This window comes from Hymenobacter rubripertinctus (genome assembly GCF_003583925.1).
In the GTDB taxonomy this organism is placed as follows: Bacteria; Bacteroidota; Bacteroidia; order Cytophagales; family Hymenobacteraceae; genus Hymenobacter; species Hymenobacter rubripertinctus.
In genome coordinates this window covers 1-15,783 of sequence record NZ_QYCN01000007.1, presented here as the reverse complement: position 1 = coordinate 15,783, position 15,783 = coordinate 1, and the positions used below count along the sequence as shown (strand labels likewise).

At 61.9% G+C, this 15,783-nt stretch carries 13 protein-coding genes; 7 read left to right on the top strand and 6 right to left on the bottom strand.

Translation table 11 applies throughout. The features are described from left to right. Positions 1 to 10: 10 nt before the first annotated feature. Entirely contained in the window at positions 11 to 814 is an 804-nt protein-coding gene (locus D0T11_RS06230) for a M57 family metalloprotease (RefSeq protein ID WP_119654924.1), read from the top strand. 316 nt (positions 815 to 1,130) lie between these two features. Further along, the gene (locus D0T11_RS06225; RefSeq protein ID WP_119654923.1) at positions 1,131 to 1,940 is read left to right on the top strand and encodes a M57 family metalloprotease; all 810 of its coding nucleotides are present in this window, start codon (positions 1,131 to 1,133) and stop codon (positions 1,938 to 1,940) included. 310 nt (positions 1,941 to 2,250) lie between these two features. Here D0T11_RS06225 and D0T11_RS06220 read toward each other — a convergent pair whose 3' ends face one another. The 4 genes from D0T11_RS06220 to D0T11_RS06205 form a co-directional block, all read right to left on the bottom strand. Further along, entirely contained in the window at positions 2,251 to 4,881 is a 2,631-nt protein-coding gene (locus tag D0T11_RS06220) for a S8 family serine peptidase (protein WP_119654922.1), read from the bottom strand. Between the two features lie 236 nt (positions 4,882 to 5,117). Next, positions 5,118 to 6,080, bottom strand: coding sequence for an NHL repeat-containing protein (locus tag D0T11_RS06215; protein ID WP_147374541.1), 963 nt, complete (start codon positions 6,078 to 6,080; stop codon positions 5,118 to 5,120). Continuing rightward, complete coding sequence (locus tag D0T11_RS06210; RefSeq protein WP_119654920.1) at positions 6,028 to 6,822, bottom strand: UDP-2,3-diacylglucosamine diphosphatase; 795 nt, start codon at positions 6,820 to 6,822, stop codon at positions 6,028 to 6,030. The genes D0T11_RS06215 and D0T11_RS06210 overlap by 53 nt, the downstream gene beginning before the upstream one ends. After that, positions 6,797 to 7,459: a LutC/YkgG family protein gene (locus D0T11_RS06205; RefSeq protein ID WP_119654919.1), complete on the bottom strand. Its 663-nt coding sequence runs from the start codon at positions 7,457 to 7,459 to the stop codon at positions 6,797 to 6,799. Before D0T11_RS06205 ends, D0T11_RS06210 begins: the two co-directional genes overlap by 26 nt. Before the next feature lie 277 nt (positions 7,460 to 7,736). On the opposite strand from D0T11_RS06205, the gene D0T11_RS22020 reads away from it, so the two are divergent. Further along, positions 7,737 to 7,955, top strand: coding sequence for a hypothetical protein (locus D0T11_RS22020; protein ID WP_147374540.1), 219 nt, complete (start codon positions 7,737 to 7,739; stop codon positions 7,953 to 7,955). 86 nt (positions 7,956 to 8,041) lie between these two features. Here D0T11_RS22020 and ftsH read toward each other — a convergent pair whose 3' ends face one another. After that, a complete protein-coding gene (gene ftsH / locus D0T11_RS06200; RefSeq protein WP_119654918.1) occupies positions 8,042 to 10,165 on the bottom strand; it encodes an ATP-dependent zinc metalloprotease FtsH in 2,124 nt (707 codons plus the stop codon). Positions 10,166 to 10,264: 99 nt separating this feature from the next. Next, complete coding sequence (gene rsfS, locus D0T11_RS06195) at positions 10,265 to 10,660, bottom strand: ribosome silencing factor (protein WP_119654917.1); 396 nt, start codon at positions 10,658 to 10,660, stop codon at positions 10,265 to 10,267. Positions 10,661 to 10,702: 42 nt separating this feature from the next. Here rsfS and D0T11_RS06190 point away from each other — a divergent pair, with 42 nt between their 5' ends. From D0T11_RS06190 to D0T11_RS23600, 4 genes are all read left to right on the top strand, one after another. Beyond that, positions 10,703 to 11,464, top strand: a complete 762-nt coding sequence (locus D0T11_RS06190) for a biotin--[acetyl-CoA-carboxylase] ligase (protein ID WP_245990632.1) — start codon at positions 10,703 to 10,705, stop codon at positions 11,462 to 11,464. Positions 11,465 to 11,681: 217 nt separating this feature from the next. Beyond that, positions 11,682 to 12,305: a T9SS type A sorting domain-containing protein gene (locus tag D0T11_RS06185; RefSeq protein ID WP_119654915.1), complete on the top strand. Its 624-nt coding sequence runs from the start codon at positions 11,682 to 11,684 to the stop codon at positions 12,303 to 12,305. 250 nt (positions 12,306 to 12,555) lie between these two features. Beyond that, on the top strand, positions 12,556 to 15,552 hold the full coding sequence (locus tag D0T11_RS06180; RefSeq protein ID WP_119654914.1) for a protein O-mannosyl-transferase family: 2,997 nt from the start codon (positions 12,556 to 12,558) through the stop codon (positions 15,550 to 15,552). A 123-nt stretch (positions 15,553 to 15,675) separates the two neighbouring features. Continuing rightward, positions 15,676 to 15,783 (top strand): transposase-like zinc-binding domain-containing protein (locus D0T11_RS23600; RefSeq protein WP_449547621.1); only part of this gene is annotated, 108 nt, incomplete at its 3' end.

Genomic DNA, 15,783 nt, shown 5'->3' with positions numbered 1-15,783 from the left:
ACCAAAACACATGAAAAAAAACACGACCCTTGTCCCGCTCGCCCTGGTGGCCGCGCTGGGCATGTCGCTTTCCTCCTGCCAGGAAAAAGCCAATGTAGAAGTAAAGGATACGCTGTCCGAAACCACCATCAGCCAGATCAGGGCGCTGGGCTTCACGGCCGATGGCGCTACCAAAGTTGATGGCGGGGTACTGGTGGAAGGAGACATCATGCTCACCCCCGAAATGCTGGCCGCAACGCCCGATTACCAGATGCTGCGCGTGGGCCAGGAGGAGCAGTACCGCACCACCAATATGGTGAGTGGGCTGCCCCGCACCATCACGGTGCGCGTGTCTACTACCCTGCCCTCTGCTTATGTAACGGCCACCGATGAGGCTATCCGCCGCTACAATGCCGAGAACCTGCTGCTCAAGTTCTCGCGGGTGACTTCGGGGGGCAGCATTGTGCTAACGAAGGCTCCTACGGGCTCTTCCTACCTGGCCTCGGCCGGCTTTCCTTCGGGGGGCAACCCCTACAGCCAGGTACTGGTGAACTCGGATGCTTTGGGCACGAACTACGCCACCACGACCATTGCCTCGGTGCTGGCCCACGAAATCGGCCATTGCATCGGTTTCCGCCACACTGATTATATGAGCCGGCAGTACAGCTGCGGCGGCTCGGCCGTAAACGAGGGTGCCAGCACGGTAGGCGCCATTTACATTCCCGGCACGCCTTCGGGTCCTGACCCGAATTCCTGGATGCTGGCCTGTATTGGCACCGGCGTAAACCGGCCATTCAACGCCAACGACCGTACGGCCCTCAATTACGTGTACTAGAACGCGTTCCAGTTCTCGCTCTTCACGGGGAGAAAAGAAGGCCAGCCTCCCGGAGGCTGGCCTTTTGCGTTTTGGCTCCCGTGCGTTTGTATGCCAGGCCCCTGCACGGTACTGCCTGGGCTACTTTTTTTCTTCTCCTCATCATTCACCAAAAACTCCTCCTACTGTGCCTAAGGGCGCATTCCACCTGATTGTGACATTTCTATTTATTCAAATGAACAAGTGAAACTTCTATAACATTTTGGCCTTTATTTTGAAATATCATCAATGGAAAGCTAAGTTTGTTTCGTTCTTCCACTTAAGCACAACCAAATAAATGAAAGCACTCAACACCTTTGCCCCGCTCGCCCTGCTGGCAGTTACGGCCCTTTCCCTCTCTTCCTGCCAGGAGAAAGCCGCCATCGAAGTCAAAAACCAGCTTTCGGAAAGCACCATCGATCAGATTAAAGCCTTAGGCTTTACCACCGACGGAGCCCAGGCTACGGCCGAAGGCGTAGTGGTGGAAGGCGACATTTTGCTGACGAAGGAAATGCTGGCCAGCAAGCCGGAGCAGAGCCTGCTGCGCGTGGGTCAGGATGAGCAGTACCGCACCACCAACCTGGTGAGCCGCCTGCCCCGGGTGCTCACGGTGAGCGTGTCGAGCCAGTTCCCCAACGGCTACGTGCAGGCCGCCGACGAGGCTATCCGTCGCTACAATGCCCAGGGTCTGCGCATTACGATGCGCCGCATTACCTCCGGCACGGCCGATCTGCCCATTACCTACTCGGCCGATCTGGGTCCGGGCGTGCTGGGCCAGTCGGGTGGCTTCCCTTCCAATGGCAACCCTGCCCCCGGCTTCAAACTCGCTCCGAGCGTAATCGGGGCCCGCTCCATTAACAACGTGGCCACCATCATGGCCCACGAGATGGGCCACTGCATTGGCTTCCGCCACACCGACTACTTCAACCGCGCGTATAGCTGCGGTGGGTCCGCCTCCAACGAGGGAGCCAGCACGATTGGGGCTATCCTGATTCCTGGCACTCCTTCCGGCGCTGACCCGAACTCGTGGATGCTGGCCTGCATCGGCTCAACCGACGACCGCCCCTTCAACGCCAACGACCGCACGGCCCTCAACTACGTGTACTAAGCGTAGTGCGGTTAACCGCGCTAACTAGAAAAGCCGTCCTGACTCAGCTGAGTCGGGACGGCTTTTCTAGTTAGCGCCCCGCTGCCGGCAAGCGGTCGGCAACCGTTCCAGGAAAGATAGCCGCCTGCTCGTCGGCATTCATGTTCAGGCAGAGCCTTCAGAAGCAACGGCATCAGAACAAAGCACCCAGTACACGGCTGCGGTTACGCAGCACGAAACTGGCCGGCAAGCCCGGCCGGTTCTCTCTCGCCCTTCCCCCATCCTTTGCCGCACTAGCGGCAAGCAAGAACTGCCTGACGGTGGCCCCAGGCTACAGAACGGTGATGCGACGGGTAATGGTAGCGCCGCCGCGCAGGCTAATACGCAACAGGTAAGTGCCCGGACGAAGCGTGCCGGTGGCAATGCGCTTGATGGTGCCAACCTCCGCCACGGGGGCACTATGCAGGCGGCCAGCCAGGTCGTAGAGTCGCACGTCGGCGGTCTGCTCGGGCGGCAACACAATGCGCAACGGCTCCCCCACCACCACCGGAACCGGATACACCAACACGGCCGCCGCGTCCACTACCCGAAAAACCCGCTCCGGCTGGCTGTATACCTCAGTTCCATCGGCGAGCGAGAGCCGCGCCCGGTACTGGGCGTAACCGGTCAGGGGGGCGGCATCGGTCAGGACCAGGGCCGTGGCCGCGCCCGCTGGCAGGGTTTGTACGTCCTCAAAACGGCCGTCGTCGGGACGGCGGCGTTGCAGCGTTATCGTGCGCAACCGGAAGCCCGAGCCCAGTGTCAGATCAAAGCGCACCGTATCGGTAACCAGTTGCCGGGGCAGGAAGGAGCGTACGTAGCATCCGTTGCTGGCTTGTTGCAGGTCCTCCGTTGAGCCTCGTTCGCCGGCCCGGCCCCTGATAACGGGCGCCACGGCAAAATAGCGGGCCGCTACTTCGGAGGCCGAAAGCAGCAGCGCCGTATCCGCCACCAACCGCAACGGGCTGAGGTGAGTTGCCCCCAGCGCGTACACCTGGTAGGCGCTGGCCCCGGGCACCCGGCGCCAGGTGAGCAGCGCCTCCTGACCGCAGGAATACCCAACTCCCAGGCGCAGGGGACGAGCCACGAAAAACGTATCCGAAACAACGGTGGTGGTCCCGGCCACCAGCCGGAGCTGGCCTGGCTGGGTGGTGTCGGGGGTCGTCCAGCGGAAGGTCTGCGCCGTCAAGTCGAGCGCGGTACTGAGCACCTGCCAGTTGCTTTGGCCCAGCGGCCGATACTCCAGGCGGGCCGGGGTGGCGGGGCCGGCCCACTGCCACCGCACCAACTCCGGGCCAGCCGCCCCCAGGTTGTGGGTTTTGGTGGGCGAAATCCAGCTCAGGCCGGTTTCAAACTCGTACGCCACGCTAAATGGCTGACTGCCCTGCGTCAGCTGATAACCGTGTACCCGCAGTTCGTAGGTGCCGGCCACGGGAGCATCCAGCGTAATCTGCTCGGCGTTGTCGAGGTGGTTGGGCCGTCGGCGGGCGGGTTGGGCCAGCGAATCGGGGTGCGGATACGGGTTCAGCGTCCAGGGCAGCCAGCTTTGGCCGGAGGCGGGGTGATGGAGGGTCAGATCGAGGTCGTTGACCAGCGCGGGGGCCGCGTTGGCGGCGGCTTCGGCATCGGTCCAGGCCAGCGTGAGCTTGAGGCGATGGATGCCGGCGGGCACCGTCAGGCGGAACACCTGCTCCTGGCCCTGGCGGGCCACGTCTTCCACGAACCGGCCCGCCAGCATCGTTTGCACGGCCCCAAGCGCATCCACCTGCCCGTAGCCGGCCACAAAATCTACCTGGGGCGCGCCGGTATCGTCGGCTGTGTTGAGCAGGACAGCTTTCACCAGCGCCGCCGAGGGCAGCGTGCCGCGCTGTTGCTGGTGGGCCTGCTGCACCAGCAGGCTGATGCCCGAAACGAGGGCCGCTGCGTCGGAGGTGCCGCCATCCCCGAAGGCCACCAGCTCCGGCTTCACCCGGCCATCGGCCGCCGGCCCCCGCGAACTGCGCGGGCTCACTGCGCCCAGAGCATCGGTAGCGCCCACACTCAGGCTGTTTTTAGCGTTCTTGAACTCTCCGGTCAGGTTGCTCACTCCAGGCAAGGCGGCGTATGCCCCCGGGGCGGCCGGCTGGTCGCCCGAATTGCCCGAGGAGAACACGTGCAGCAGGTTCGGGTATTGGCGCGCCTGCTGGTCGTAGGCGCGGGCTTCGAGGCCATAGAAGTTTTCCACGGCCACGCCGTAGGAGTGGTTCTGCACCGATACGGCCTGCGCGGCCAACTGCGCCCCGTCGTCGGGCAGCAGGTTGTCGTAGCTGGATTGGGCGATGCGTGCCTGCCAGGCCACTCCCCGGCCGCTGGGGGCCGAATTGCCCGCGCCGGCAATCAGGGTGGCCATAATGGTGGCGTGGGCGTTGAGCAACGGGGCCAGCGGGTCCGGATTCAGCAGTCGGCCCTTAAAGTCAATATCGGCCAGGTCCAGCGGACTCTCCTTGATGGATACCGTGAGGCCGGCTCCGGTGAGGGCCGGGTAGCGGCCCTGCACAGCCGTTACCTTGTTGGCCCCAAAATCGGTTCCCCCCAGTTCCCGCTCGGGGCGGGCAACGCGGTCGGCGGCTTCCACGAAGCTCACCCACGGGCAGGTGGCCAGGTGCTCGGGGGCAATGCCGCGCACGCGCAACAGGCCGGCGTGCCGGGGTTCGGCCTGGCTCGTGGCCCCGGGGCGGGTGCGCGCCAGCCACTGCCGAAAGGCCGTTTCATTGGTCACGCTCACCCGCAGCCAGGCCGTTTCGCCCCCCGGCCGCAACCCCGGGGCCAGCCGGCTGACGGCCCGGAAACCGGGCTGCGCGGCACTCCGCAAAGGCGTCCCGGCGCTACTGAGCCACAGCAACAACAATAAGCGCCCGGCGTGGCGCAACACGGCAGTAGACATAGTAGCGGATTGGTTGCGGAAGCAGTTGGGGAGCGGAAGCAGTAACCGGGGTTGCTGCTTTCAAATATAACCAGAAACCGCCACGCATCACGGGGTAATGCTCCCCCCTTTTCATGGCCCAGTCCACTCTGCTTTCGCCCTTCTAAATCCAGTGCCGCCTTCGCCCGAGTTACCGGCCGCACGGAGCTCCGACGCTCCATAAGCAAGCTCTTACCCGCCGGTTCTCCCTCCACTGCCTACTTGCCTGGCATTTTATACACCTGTACGCCGGTGGTCGTGAGCAGATAGGCATATTCGTCGCCTACCAGAACCTGCGGCGCGGTGGCAACCGGCAGGGGCACTACCCGCTCAGTGAGCTGGTAAAGATGAAAAAAGTGCAGGCCGTCGGCGGCTACGTAATACAGCTCATCGCCCCGAAAACCGACGTAAGTCAGGCCCGGCAGGGGAAGTTTTTTGCGGTAGTTGCCCAGGTTGTCGAACACGTACACGCCGCCGGTGCGGTCGAGCAGGTAGAGGTTGTTCTGGTACTCGCGCAGGAAGCGGAAATCGGGCCGGGAGCGGCCGATGAGCAGATCCAGGGGCGTCGTGATGGTAAAGCGTTTCTGCGTCACGTCGAACTGCCGCAGCGTCAGGTCCGATTCGTTGAGCAGCCAGTACCGGTCGTCGGGGGCCAGCGTCACCACCCGGGCCTGGCCGTCGAGGTAAGTAGCCAGGGCCAGCTCACTGATGGGCGACAGAAACCGGTCGAGGACCAGCACCTGCTGGCGGTCATCGTAAAACACCAGCACTTTGGCCGTATTCCAGGCCTCCACCTGCATCACATGCCCTGGCAGGGGGGGCGAGTAGGTGTTAAGCGCCTGCCCATCGGGGCCGAACTGGCGCAGATTGTTCTGGCGGTCGGCCACGTACAGGTTCCCGCGCCGGTCGAGGGACGCGGCCCCGGGCTGGTCGAGTTTGATGGTGCGCACCAACTGCCAGCCCCGGCGGGTCGTGGCCGTATCGGGCAGCGGCGGAGTCCCGGGGGCCGCCTGGCCCGCCGGGGTCACCGCCCCCGCCGGCGGGGCCGTGGTCTGGGCCTGGGTGAGAAGTGAAACGTGGGCAGTAAGCAGTGCAAGCAGGACGCGGCAGAGCCCGTTTGCCCGTTTTTCACTGCCCCGACCCATCTTCATATTCCAGTAGCGCCAGCGTATCACCATCATACACGCCGTAGGTACAATAATTGACCCACTCACCCAGATTTATATAGCGGCTTCCGGGGGCTACTTCCACGTTGAGGGGCAAATGGCGGTGCCCGAATACGTAGTACTCGTGCGGAAACCGTGCCTGCACTTCCCGACAATACGTCAGGAGCCACTCATCCTCGCCAAAATACCGGGCATCGGCCGCGCCGTTTTGCAGGCGACTGTGGCGGCTCCAGTAAGTAGCCACCCCAATGCCCAGGTTGGGATGCAGGCGGGCGAACAGCCACTGGGCCAGTGGGGAAGCAAACACTTTTTTCAGCAGCTTATACGTGTGGTCGCCGGGACCCAGGCCGTCGCCGTGGCCGATGTGGAACTGGTGACCACCGATGCGCTGGCTGACCGGGTGGCGCAGCACCGGAATATTGAGTTCCTGGGTGAAGTAGTCGAACATCCACATATCGTGGTTGCCGGTAAAGAACGTTACCGGGATGCCAGCGTCGGTGAGTTCGGCCAGCTTGCCCTGGAGGCGGGTAAAACCGCGCGGAATGGCGTGGCGGTATTCGAACCAGAAGTCGAAAATATCTCCCAGCAGATAAATGGCTGCCGCATCCCGGGCGGCGGCATCGAGCCAGCGCACAATGCGCCGCTCCCGTTCCCGCGAGCGGGCGGCATCGGGCGCGCCCAGGTGGAAGTCGGAGGCGAAGTATACCCGGCGGCCGGGCGGCAGGGCGAGGTCAGGTAGTTGCGGCGGGCGCGTCATCCAGTAGAAACAACACGAGGCTGCGCGGGCCGTGGGCACCGAGCACCAGCGTTTTCTCGATATCGGCCGTGCGGCTAGGCCCCGAAGTCAGGGAAATCATGGAAGGTAGCTTATCGGGGCCATATTTGAGCTGCATGAGCCGGAGCGCGTCGCCGATATCTGTTACAATCTGGGAGGTGCGGGCCAGCACCAGGTGCTGATCGGGGTAGATGCTCAGGCGCCGCCCGCTGCCGGTAGCCGCCGACACCAGGATACTGCCGGTACGCGCCACCAGGGCTTCGCAGGTGGTCAGGCCGGCGTCGGCATGCTGCTGAAAACCGGTCTCATCGTTGAGAAAAACCAGGTTACCGGCGTGCAGCAGCTTCTTCAGCTCCGGTTCCCACACATAAAGGTGCTCCAGCTGCTTCTCTTTTTTATACGCGAAGAGCTGGTCGTAGAAATGTTCCTCCGACTCGCAGTAGTAGAACACACCGCCCACGCGCACGAAGCTCTGGGCGAAAGCAACTGCCAGATCGTCGCCCTCAGCGGGGCGGGGATGGAGTGGGGCCGTAAAATCGGGCCGCGCCGGCTGGGGCGCGGGTTGCCGTAGGGCTTCCCGAATCCGGCGCAGTACAATATCACGGGAGGTATCCGACATAGCGTGTAAAGGTAAGCCGGTTTCGCTCATCCTGAAAACACCCCCTGGGCCTTGCACCTATCCTCCTTGCCCAAGTGCTTACTCCCCCCGAAACCAGTAGATAAAATTCCATTCCACTGACGCTTCCTACTGCGGCCCCGATACCCAAAACGCCCTTATCAAAACCAGGAGTCAACTCAACACCCCTGATCAGCAGTCGCTTGCAGCCATCATGGCATCCTTTTGGCCTTGCGGCCAGTGAAAAATTACCTCCACCGAAAAAACAGCCCGTTCCTCCATGCCCGGAAACGCTGCTCCCGTAGCCCGTTCTTCTGCCGCGCCCCTGACGCTGTTGCCCGCTTCGGAAGCCGATTTCAATGGGTGGCTGCTGGAGTTGCTCCCTGGCATCCGGGCGGCTTTTGCCCGGCCGGGCCTTGCCAAGGCCCGGCGCCTGGTTTCCTCTCAGCACTACCTACGGCGGCGCGAGTCCCAGGGCGCAGCCGCTGCAGGAACCTGATTCGTCAGGCAGTTATCGGCCAGTAAAAACGCACGACAGCCCGCTGCACCAAAGTGCAGCGGGCTGTCGTGTGAAAAATTGGGCGCTTATACGGGCGTTGCCGCCGCGCCGCTGGGGTCCGAAGGAGCACCGGCCGGGTCCGTACCCTGGTCGACGCCGGGCAGGTTCAGGTCGGGCAGATCGTTGCCCAGGGGCAGGCCGGGGTGCTCCTGCTTGCGCTCACTCAGCGTTTCCGAGCGGTCGGTGCCCGCCATGTGGGCCTGATAGCTGGTCTGGGTGTCGTAAGGGCGCGGCCCCACGAGGCGTTGCAGGTCGTCCTGAAGCAGCACTTCCTTCTCCAGCAGCTCCTTGGCAATTACCTCCAGCTCGTGGCGGCGCTCCGTGAGCAGCTCCTTGGTGCGCACGTAGGCCTGGGCAATGATGGTGCGTACCTCCTCGTCAATCATCTGCGAGGTAGCCTCCGAGTAGGGCTTCGTGAAGCCGTACTCATTCTGCCCTTTCGAGTCGTAGAACGAAACGTTACCCAGCTTTTCGTTCATGCCATACATGGTCACGATGCTGTAGGCCACCTTCGTGATGCGCTCCAGGTCGCTGAGCGCCCCGGTCGAAATCTTGCCGAACACGATTTCCTCGGCGGCACGCCCGCCCAGCGTCATGCACATTTCGTCCATGAGCTGCTCGGTGTTGTAGAGAAACTGCTCGCGGGGCAGGTATTGGGCATACCCCAGTGCAGCCACGCCGCGGGGCACAATGCTCACCTTCACCAACGGGTCGGCGTGCTCCAGGAACCAGCCGGCTACGGCGTGGCCCGCCTCATGATAGGCCACAATTTTCTTCTCGCCGGGGCTGATGATTTTATTCTTCTTCTCCAGGCCCCCGATTACGCGGTCAACGGCATCGGTAAAGTCCTGCATGGTCACCATCTTCTTGTCGCGGCGGGCCGCAATGAGGGCCGCTTCGTTGCAGACGTTGGCAATTTCGGCCCCTGCGAAACCGGGCGTCATGGCGGCCAGTTTTTTGGCTTCCACATCGGGACCCAGGGTAATGGGCTTGAGGTGAACTTCAAAAATCTCGGTGCGGCCGTTGATGTCGGGCTTGTCGATGCTGACCTGACGGTCGAAGCGGCCAGGACGGAGCAGGGCCGAGTCGAGGGTGTCGGGGCGGTTGGTAGCGGCCAGGATAATTACCCCGGAATCGGTACCAAAACCATCCATTTCCACCAGCAAGGAGTTCAGCGTGTTTTCCCGCTCGTCGTTGCCACCGGGCGTGTTCCCCCGGCTGCGGCTACGGCCGATGGCGTCAATTTCATCGATGAAGATAATGCAGGGGGCCTTGGCCTTAGCCTGCTTGAACAGGTCGCGCACCCGGGCTGCGCCCACGCCCACGAACATTTCCACGAAGTCAGAACCCGACAGCGAGAAGAAGGGCACATCGGCCTCGCCGGCTACGGCTTTGGCCAACAGGGTTTTACCCGTACCCGGAGGGCCTACCAGCAAAGCTCCCTTCGGAATTTTACCGCCGAGAATGGTGAACTTGCTGGGGTTTTTGAGGAACTCCACGATTTCCTGTACTTCCTCCTTGGCTTCTTCCAGGCCGGCAACATCCTTGAAAGTGATTTTCACCTTGTCGCCGCCCTCGAAGAGAGCAGCGCGGCTCTTGCCAATGTTGAAGATCTGGCCCCCGGGACCACCGGCCCCACTCATGCGGCGCATCAGGAACCAGAAGCCCACGAAAAGCAGGATCATGAAGCCCCAGGTGCCAATAAAGTCACCGTAGCCATGTTCCTCGGTTACTTTCAGGCCCACCTGGTTGGTAGCAGGCAGGGTCGCCTGGAGCTTGTCCAGATCCTCCTTGAACACCTTGCCATCCACTACCCGGAAGCCAAACTGGGGGGCTCCTGCGGCGGGGGCAGTAGCCAGCGGGCCACGCGGGGCCAGCCGCTTGCTGTACTCCGGTTTGGCCAGGGCCTCCCGTTTGAGCGTCACTTCCACCTGCCGGTCGTTTACCAGAGCCACGTCGGCCACATCCCCGACCTTGAGCATCTGCTCAAATTCGAGTTGCTTGATCTCGACCATCGGCTTGCTCTGGTTGAGGTACACCATCCCCAGAATCAGGACTACCAGGCCCGTGAGGACCCAGAGCTGCATTCCCGGCCGCGGAGCCGGGTTGGGAAGTATTGGTTTTTTCTTTTTAGGCGTCGTATCGGACATGGATTGAAGTTGCTAGAACAAAAAACAAAGGCGGAACACGCCAAGCAGGCGTTTGTTGGCATGCCCGCCCGCCTTCACGAAGACGCCACAGCCCGCCCTTTACTTTACGGCCGCCGAAGTTTCGTCTTCTTCCACGTACGTGATCTGGGCATCCCCCCAGAGCTCTTCCAGGGAATAGAACTTGCGCCGGTCGCGCAGGAATACGTGCACGACCACGTCCACATAGTCGAGCAGTACCCACTCACGGTTCATTCGCCCTTCCGTTTGCCAGGGGTTCTGGCCGGTCAGTTTTTCCACTTCCTCCTCCACGGAGCGCGCAATGGCTTCAATTTGCGTATCCGAAGAAGCCGAGCAGATTACGAAGTAATCAGCCACGGCATTTTTCAGCTCTTTCAGATTGAGCACCACGATGTCGGAGGCTTTCTTCTCCTGCATCCCGCGCACCACTACATCTGCCAACTTGTCCGAATCCTGCCGAACCAGGGTACTTTTCATAAGGTATTGTTAGGTTTGAACGTCACAAAGTACGAAAAACACGTGGAGGCACTATTCCCCCAAACGCTCTTCACGGGCCAACAGCTTGTCTGGCTGCCCGAATGCGCTTCCACAAACACGGAAGCGCAGGTTCTGATTGGCCAAAACCGGGCCACGGATGGTTGTTGCGTCATAACCGACAAACAGACGGCCGGGCGGGGCCAGCGGGGCAACCAATGGGAAGCAGCGCCGGGCGAAAACCTGACCCTGTCGGTGGTGTGGCGGCCCGCCTTTCTGCCCGCCGCCGACCAGTTTCTGCTCAGCCAGGCCGTGGCCCTGGCCGTGCACGACTGGCTGACGGCCCTGCTGGGGCCAGCTGAGGCCCTGCGCGTGAAGTGGCCAAACGACATAGTATATGGGTCGCAGAAGTTGGGCGGCATCCTGATCGAGAACACCCTGAGCGGCGCAAAGATTCAGCACAGTATTGTGGGCATCGGGCTGAACGTGAACCAGCAGAAATTCGGGGTGCCCACGGCTACTTCGCTGGGCTGCCTCACGGGCCGGGCCTACCAGCTGGCTACGCTGGCCGGCCGGCTACTGGAGTGCCTGGAGCGGCGCTACCTCCAGCTGCGGGCGGGGCGGGTGGGCGGGTTGCGGGCCGACTATCTGAAGGTGCTCTACCGTTTTGAGCAGCCGCATGCTTACGAGGCCGGCGGGCAGCCGCTGCGGGGCCGGATTGTGGGCGTAGATGAGGCCGGCCGGCTGGCCCTGGCAACCGGGGACCAGATCCGCTACTTCGATCTGAAGGAAATCCGGTACGTGTAAAAACTCCTGTAGCGATTATTTAATCGTTTTAGTATATTCACTACCAACTATTTACCGTACTTTACCATCTCTGCGCCTAAACTATGGGGCAACCAATGCCTCTAATCTAGTATCTGCCCGAATGACACCGCCGGCCAACAGGGCATGGTAGTTGTAAATTCTATCATTAGCCTACGGGTTTTGTTCCTTTTTCTCCGACTACGCTTCGCTGCATGCCATGAAACTTACTTTACGCTCTCTTTCGCTTTTTTTCCTGCTGTTATGGCAGTTCCCGCTGCTGGCGGCCACGTTTACCATTGAGGTAGGTGACAATTTCTACCGGCCCGCCGCGCTTACCATTCAGCCCGGCGACGTGGTGACGTGGAAGTACGTGGGGCAGAGCAGCCACCCGACTGCTTCCGATAACGGGGCCTGGGCTACGTTTCCGATGAATGCGGCCAATGTAGCCAAGTCCATCACTTTTGCGGCGGCGGGTAACTTCCCCTACCACTGCACCGCGCACGGAGCCCCCGGCCTGGGGCAGTTTGGCGTCATCACGGTGAGTGGTATTACGACTGCCACGGCTACGGCCCGCGGGGTGGTGCCCGCGTTTTCAGTTTCGCCGAACCCCACCCGGGGGCTGGTGACGGTTTCGGTCGCGCAGTTGGCCGTGGGCCACGACTACAAACTGCGGCTGAGCAACATTATCGGGCGCGAAGTGCGCACGGTGGCGCTCCGACCCGAGGCAGCCGACGGGGGCATGAGCCTGAACCTTTCGGATCTGCCGGCGGGCATGTACTTCTACAGCCTGCTTCAGAACGACCGGGTAGTTTCGACGAAGCGGCTGCTTTTGCAGAACTAACCCGACCGCTTCGCGCAGCCGTTGCCCCAAAGCAAAAGCCTCTGCCCACCGGCAGAGGCTTTTGCTTTGGGGCAACGGCTGCAGGCCGATTCCGGGAGTTGGTTGAGGTGCCGATGGGCATTGGTTGATTTAGCGTGGGCACCTCGCTACTTATTGGCTACTTTTGGACTTTCGCTGACTTTCTCTCTGAACTTTTTCCCGTTGCTTAGCGGCGGACCGGCGTCGGCTGGTCTTCTCCCTACCCTACTTTATGCGGAGTTACAAAAGCCTGAATAATCTGGCGGGCTGGCTGGTATTTGCCCTGGCCACCGCCGTGTTTCTACTCACCATCGAGCCTACGGCTTCGTTCTGGGACTGCGGCGAGTTCATTGCCTGCTCCTACAAGCTGCTGGTGCCCCACCCGCCCGGGGCTCCCACGTTCCTGCTGCTGGGCCGGCTGTTCTCGCTGCTGTCCTTCGGCGACGTGACCAAGGTATCGGTGCTGATCAACGCGCTGTCGGCACTGAGTTCTTCGTTCACGGTGCTGTTCCTGTTCTGGATCATCACGATGCTGGCCAAGAAGCTGGTGCTCCACCGTCCCGGCATGCACGACGACCGGCTATTGGAGCCCACCTTCGGGCAGACGCTACTAATTCTGGGCGCGGGCGCGGTGGGCGCGCTGGCCTACGCCTTCTCCGATTCGTTCTGGTTCAATGCCGGCGAAGCGGAGGTGTACGCCATGTCGTCGTTGTGCACGGCGGCGGTAGTGTGGCTGATGCTGAAGTGGGAAAACCGCGCCGACGAGGCCGATTCGGACCGGTGGCTGGTGCTGCTGGCCTACGTTATCGGCCTGAGCATTGGGGTCCACTTGCTGAATTTGCTGGCCATCCCGGCCCTGGGCTTCATTTACTACTACCGCCGCACCCCGAACCCGACCACTATGGGCGGCATCATCACGCTGGTGGTGAGCAGTCTGATTGTGGGGCTGATTCTGGCCGGCATCATTCCGGGCCTGCCCACGCTGGCGGGCGCGTTCGAGGTGTTCTTCGTCAACACTGTCGGGCTGCCCTTCAACTGGGGCATCGTGATTTTCCTGCTGGTGTTCGTGGGCCTGATCTGGCTGGGGTTCCGGCAGTCGTTCCAGCGCCGGAGCCGGCTGCTGAACACGGTGATGCTGAGCTTCGTGTTTATCCTGATCGGGTATTCGAGCTACCTCATCGTGCCGATTCGTAGCGGCTACCACCCGACCATCAACGAGAACAACCCCGAGGATGTGCTCTCCTTCGTGAGCTACCTCAAGCGCGAGCAGTACGGCGACCGGCCGTTGCTCTACGGCCCCCAGCTCAATGCCCAGCCTATTGCCCAGAACGAGGGTGCCCCGCGCTACGTGCGCCAGAATGGCAAATATGTGGTGGCCGAGTACCGCCCGGTGCTCGAATACCGCCCCGAAGACAAAATGCTGCTGCCGCGCATTTACAGCAGCGACCCGCTGCACGTGTACAACTACCAGAAATGGATTGACGGCATCAGTAAGGATGTGAAGCCTACGATGGGCCAGAACCTGGGCTTCCTGTTCAAGTACCAGATGGGCCACATGTTCTGGCGCTACTTCATGTGGAACTACGTAGGCCGCGAGGGCGACTTGCAGCAGTCCGGCATTCTGTGGGGCAGCGCCGACGGTAACGGCCTGCCCGAGCGGGTGGCCGACAGCCCGGCCCGCAATGCCTTCTTTGCCCTGCCCCTGATGCTGGGTTTGCTGGGTTTGTTCTTCCACATCCGCCGCGACGGGCGCAACGCCTTCATTGTGGCCCTGCTGTTCCTGTTCACGGGCCTGGCCATCGTGCTTTACCTCAACCAGCCGCCTATTGAGCCCCGGGAACGGGACTACACGTTTGCGGGGGCCACATTTGCCTTCGCCATCTGGATCGGGCTGGGGGTGCTGGCCCTGGCCGAGTTGCTGCAATCCGTGCTTAAGGCCGACACCGTGCGCGCCGGCGTGGTTACGCTGCTGGGCCTGGTGGTGCCGGGTATTATGGTGAGCCAGGGCTGGAACGACCACGACCGGTCGGACCGCTACCTGTCCGTGGATTCGGCCAAGAACCTGCTCAACTCCTGCGCCCCGAACGCCATCCTGTTCACCAACGGCGACAACGACACCTTCCCGCTCTGGTACGCCCAGGAAGTGGAAGGCATCCGGACCGACGTGCGCGTGGCCGTACTCAGCTACCTGAACACCGACTGGTACATTGACCAGATGAAGCGCGACTCCTATAAGTCGGAGCCGCTGCCCATTTCGATGACCAACGCCAACTTCAAGCAAGGCACCAACGACTACCTGCCCTTCGCCGAAAACCCGGCCGTGAAGGAAGTAGATGTGCGCCAGTTCATGCAGCTGGTAGAACAGAACAGCCCCTTGCTCCAAGTGAGTTACGGCGACGGCAGCAAGTCGCTGCTCTCCTTCCCCTCGCGCAATTTCTACCTGCCCGTGGATACTGCTGCCGTGGAAAAGATGGGCATTGTGCCGGCCAGCCGCCGCGCCCAGCTGGTACCGCGCATGGAATGGACGGTGAGCAAGAGTGCCATTGAGAAGAAGAGCCTCGTAATTCTGGATATTCTGGCCACCAACAACTGGAAGCGGCCGGTGTATTTCTCCAGCACCGTGGACTCGCGCGACTTCATGGGCCTGCAACCCTACTTCCAGCTCGAAGGCATGGCCTACCGCATTCTGCCCGCCAAAGACCCCAACTACGACCCCAAGGGCGGCGGCGACGAAGGCTACGTGGCCGAGGACCTGATGTACGAGAAGCTCATGAAGACCTTCGCCTACCGCGGCCTCGACAACCCCAACATCTTCTACGACGAAAACAACCTGCGCTTCCCGGCCAATTACCGCGACAAATTCTCGCGCCTGGCCGACGCCCTGCTCGCTGACGGCGACAAGGTTCGCGCCAAACAAGTGCTCGACAAGGCGTTCGAGGTGATGCCCGACAAGGCCATTCCCTACGATTACTACATCCCCCAGTTTATTCCGGCCCTGGTGGCCGTGGGCGACACCAAGCGGGCCAACGAAATTATGGACACCATGATTGGCCGCGCCGAGCGGGGCCTGGCCTACTACAGCACCCACAATCAGGCCCTGTTCGACCAGGAGTTCCAGACCTACCTGCTGAGCCTGAACAGCATTGGCCGCGCCGCCGAGGCCATCGGCGACCGGACCCGGGCCGAGCGGGCCATCAAGTTGCTCAACGAATACTACCGCGGGCGGTAAGCACCGTTTCGTCCTCGTCCCCAACGCAAAGGCCGGCCCCGGAAMCGGGGCCGGCCTTTGCGTTGGGGAGGGTCCTGGCCGGGTGGCGGTGGTATAATGCGGGGTGAGTAGTATCTTACTCCCATGCTTCAGACCACGTTGACGTGTGGCAAGTGCAGCAGTGCTGACTTGCGCAAGAACGGCAGCCGCCACGGCCAGCCCAAATACCAGTGCAAAGCCTGCCGCCACCAA

Excerpts from the sequence above, each read along its gene's own strand:
- D0T11_RS06230 (WP_119654924.1), top strand. The coding sequence starts at position 11 with ATGAAAAAAAACACGACCCTTGTCCCGCTCGCCCTGGTGGCCGCGCTG.
- D0T11_RS06225 (WP_119654923.1), top strand. The coding sequence starts at position 1,131 with ATGAAAGCACTCAACACCTTTGCCCCGCTCGCCCTGCTGGCAGTTACG.
- D0T11_RS06220 (WP_119654922.1), bottom strand. The coding sequence starts at position 4,881 with ATGTCTACTGCCGTGTTGCGCCACGCCGGGCGCTTATTGTTGTTGCTG.
- D0T11_RS06215 (WP_147374541.1), bottom strand. The coding sequence starts at position 6,080 with ATGATGGTGATACGCTGGCGCTACTGGAATATGAAGATGGGTCGGGGC.
- D0T11_RS06210 (WP_119654920.1), bottom strand. The coding sequence starts at position 6,822 with ATGACGCGCCCGCCGCAACTACCTGACCTCGCCCTGCCGCCCGGCCGC.
- D0T11_RS06205 (WP_119654919.1), bottom strand. The coding sequence starts at position 7,459 with ATGTCGGATACCTCCCGTGATATTGTACTGCGCCGGATTCGGGAAGCC.
- D0T11_RS22020 (WP_147374540.1), top strand. The coding sequence starts at position 7,737 with ATGCCCGGAAACGCTGCTCCCGTAGCCCGTTCTTCTGCCGCGCCCCTG.
- ftsH (WP_119654918.1), bottom strand. The coding sequence starts at position 10,165 with ATGTCCGATACGACGCCTAAAAAGAAAAAACCAATACTTCCCAACCCG.
- rsfS (WP_119654917.1), bottom strand. The coding sequence starts at position 10,660 with ATGAAAAGTACCCTGGTTCGGCAGGATTCGGACAAGTTGGCAGATGTA.
- D0T11_RS06185 (WP_119654915.1), top strand. The coding sequence starts at position 11,682 with ATGAAACTTACTTTACGCTCTCTTTCGCTTTTTTTCCTGCTGTTATGG.
- D0T11_RS06180 (WP_119654914.1), top strand. The coding sequence starts at position 12,556 with ATGCGGAGTTACAAAAGCCTGAATAATCTGGCGGGCTGGCTGGTATTT.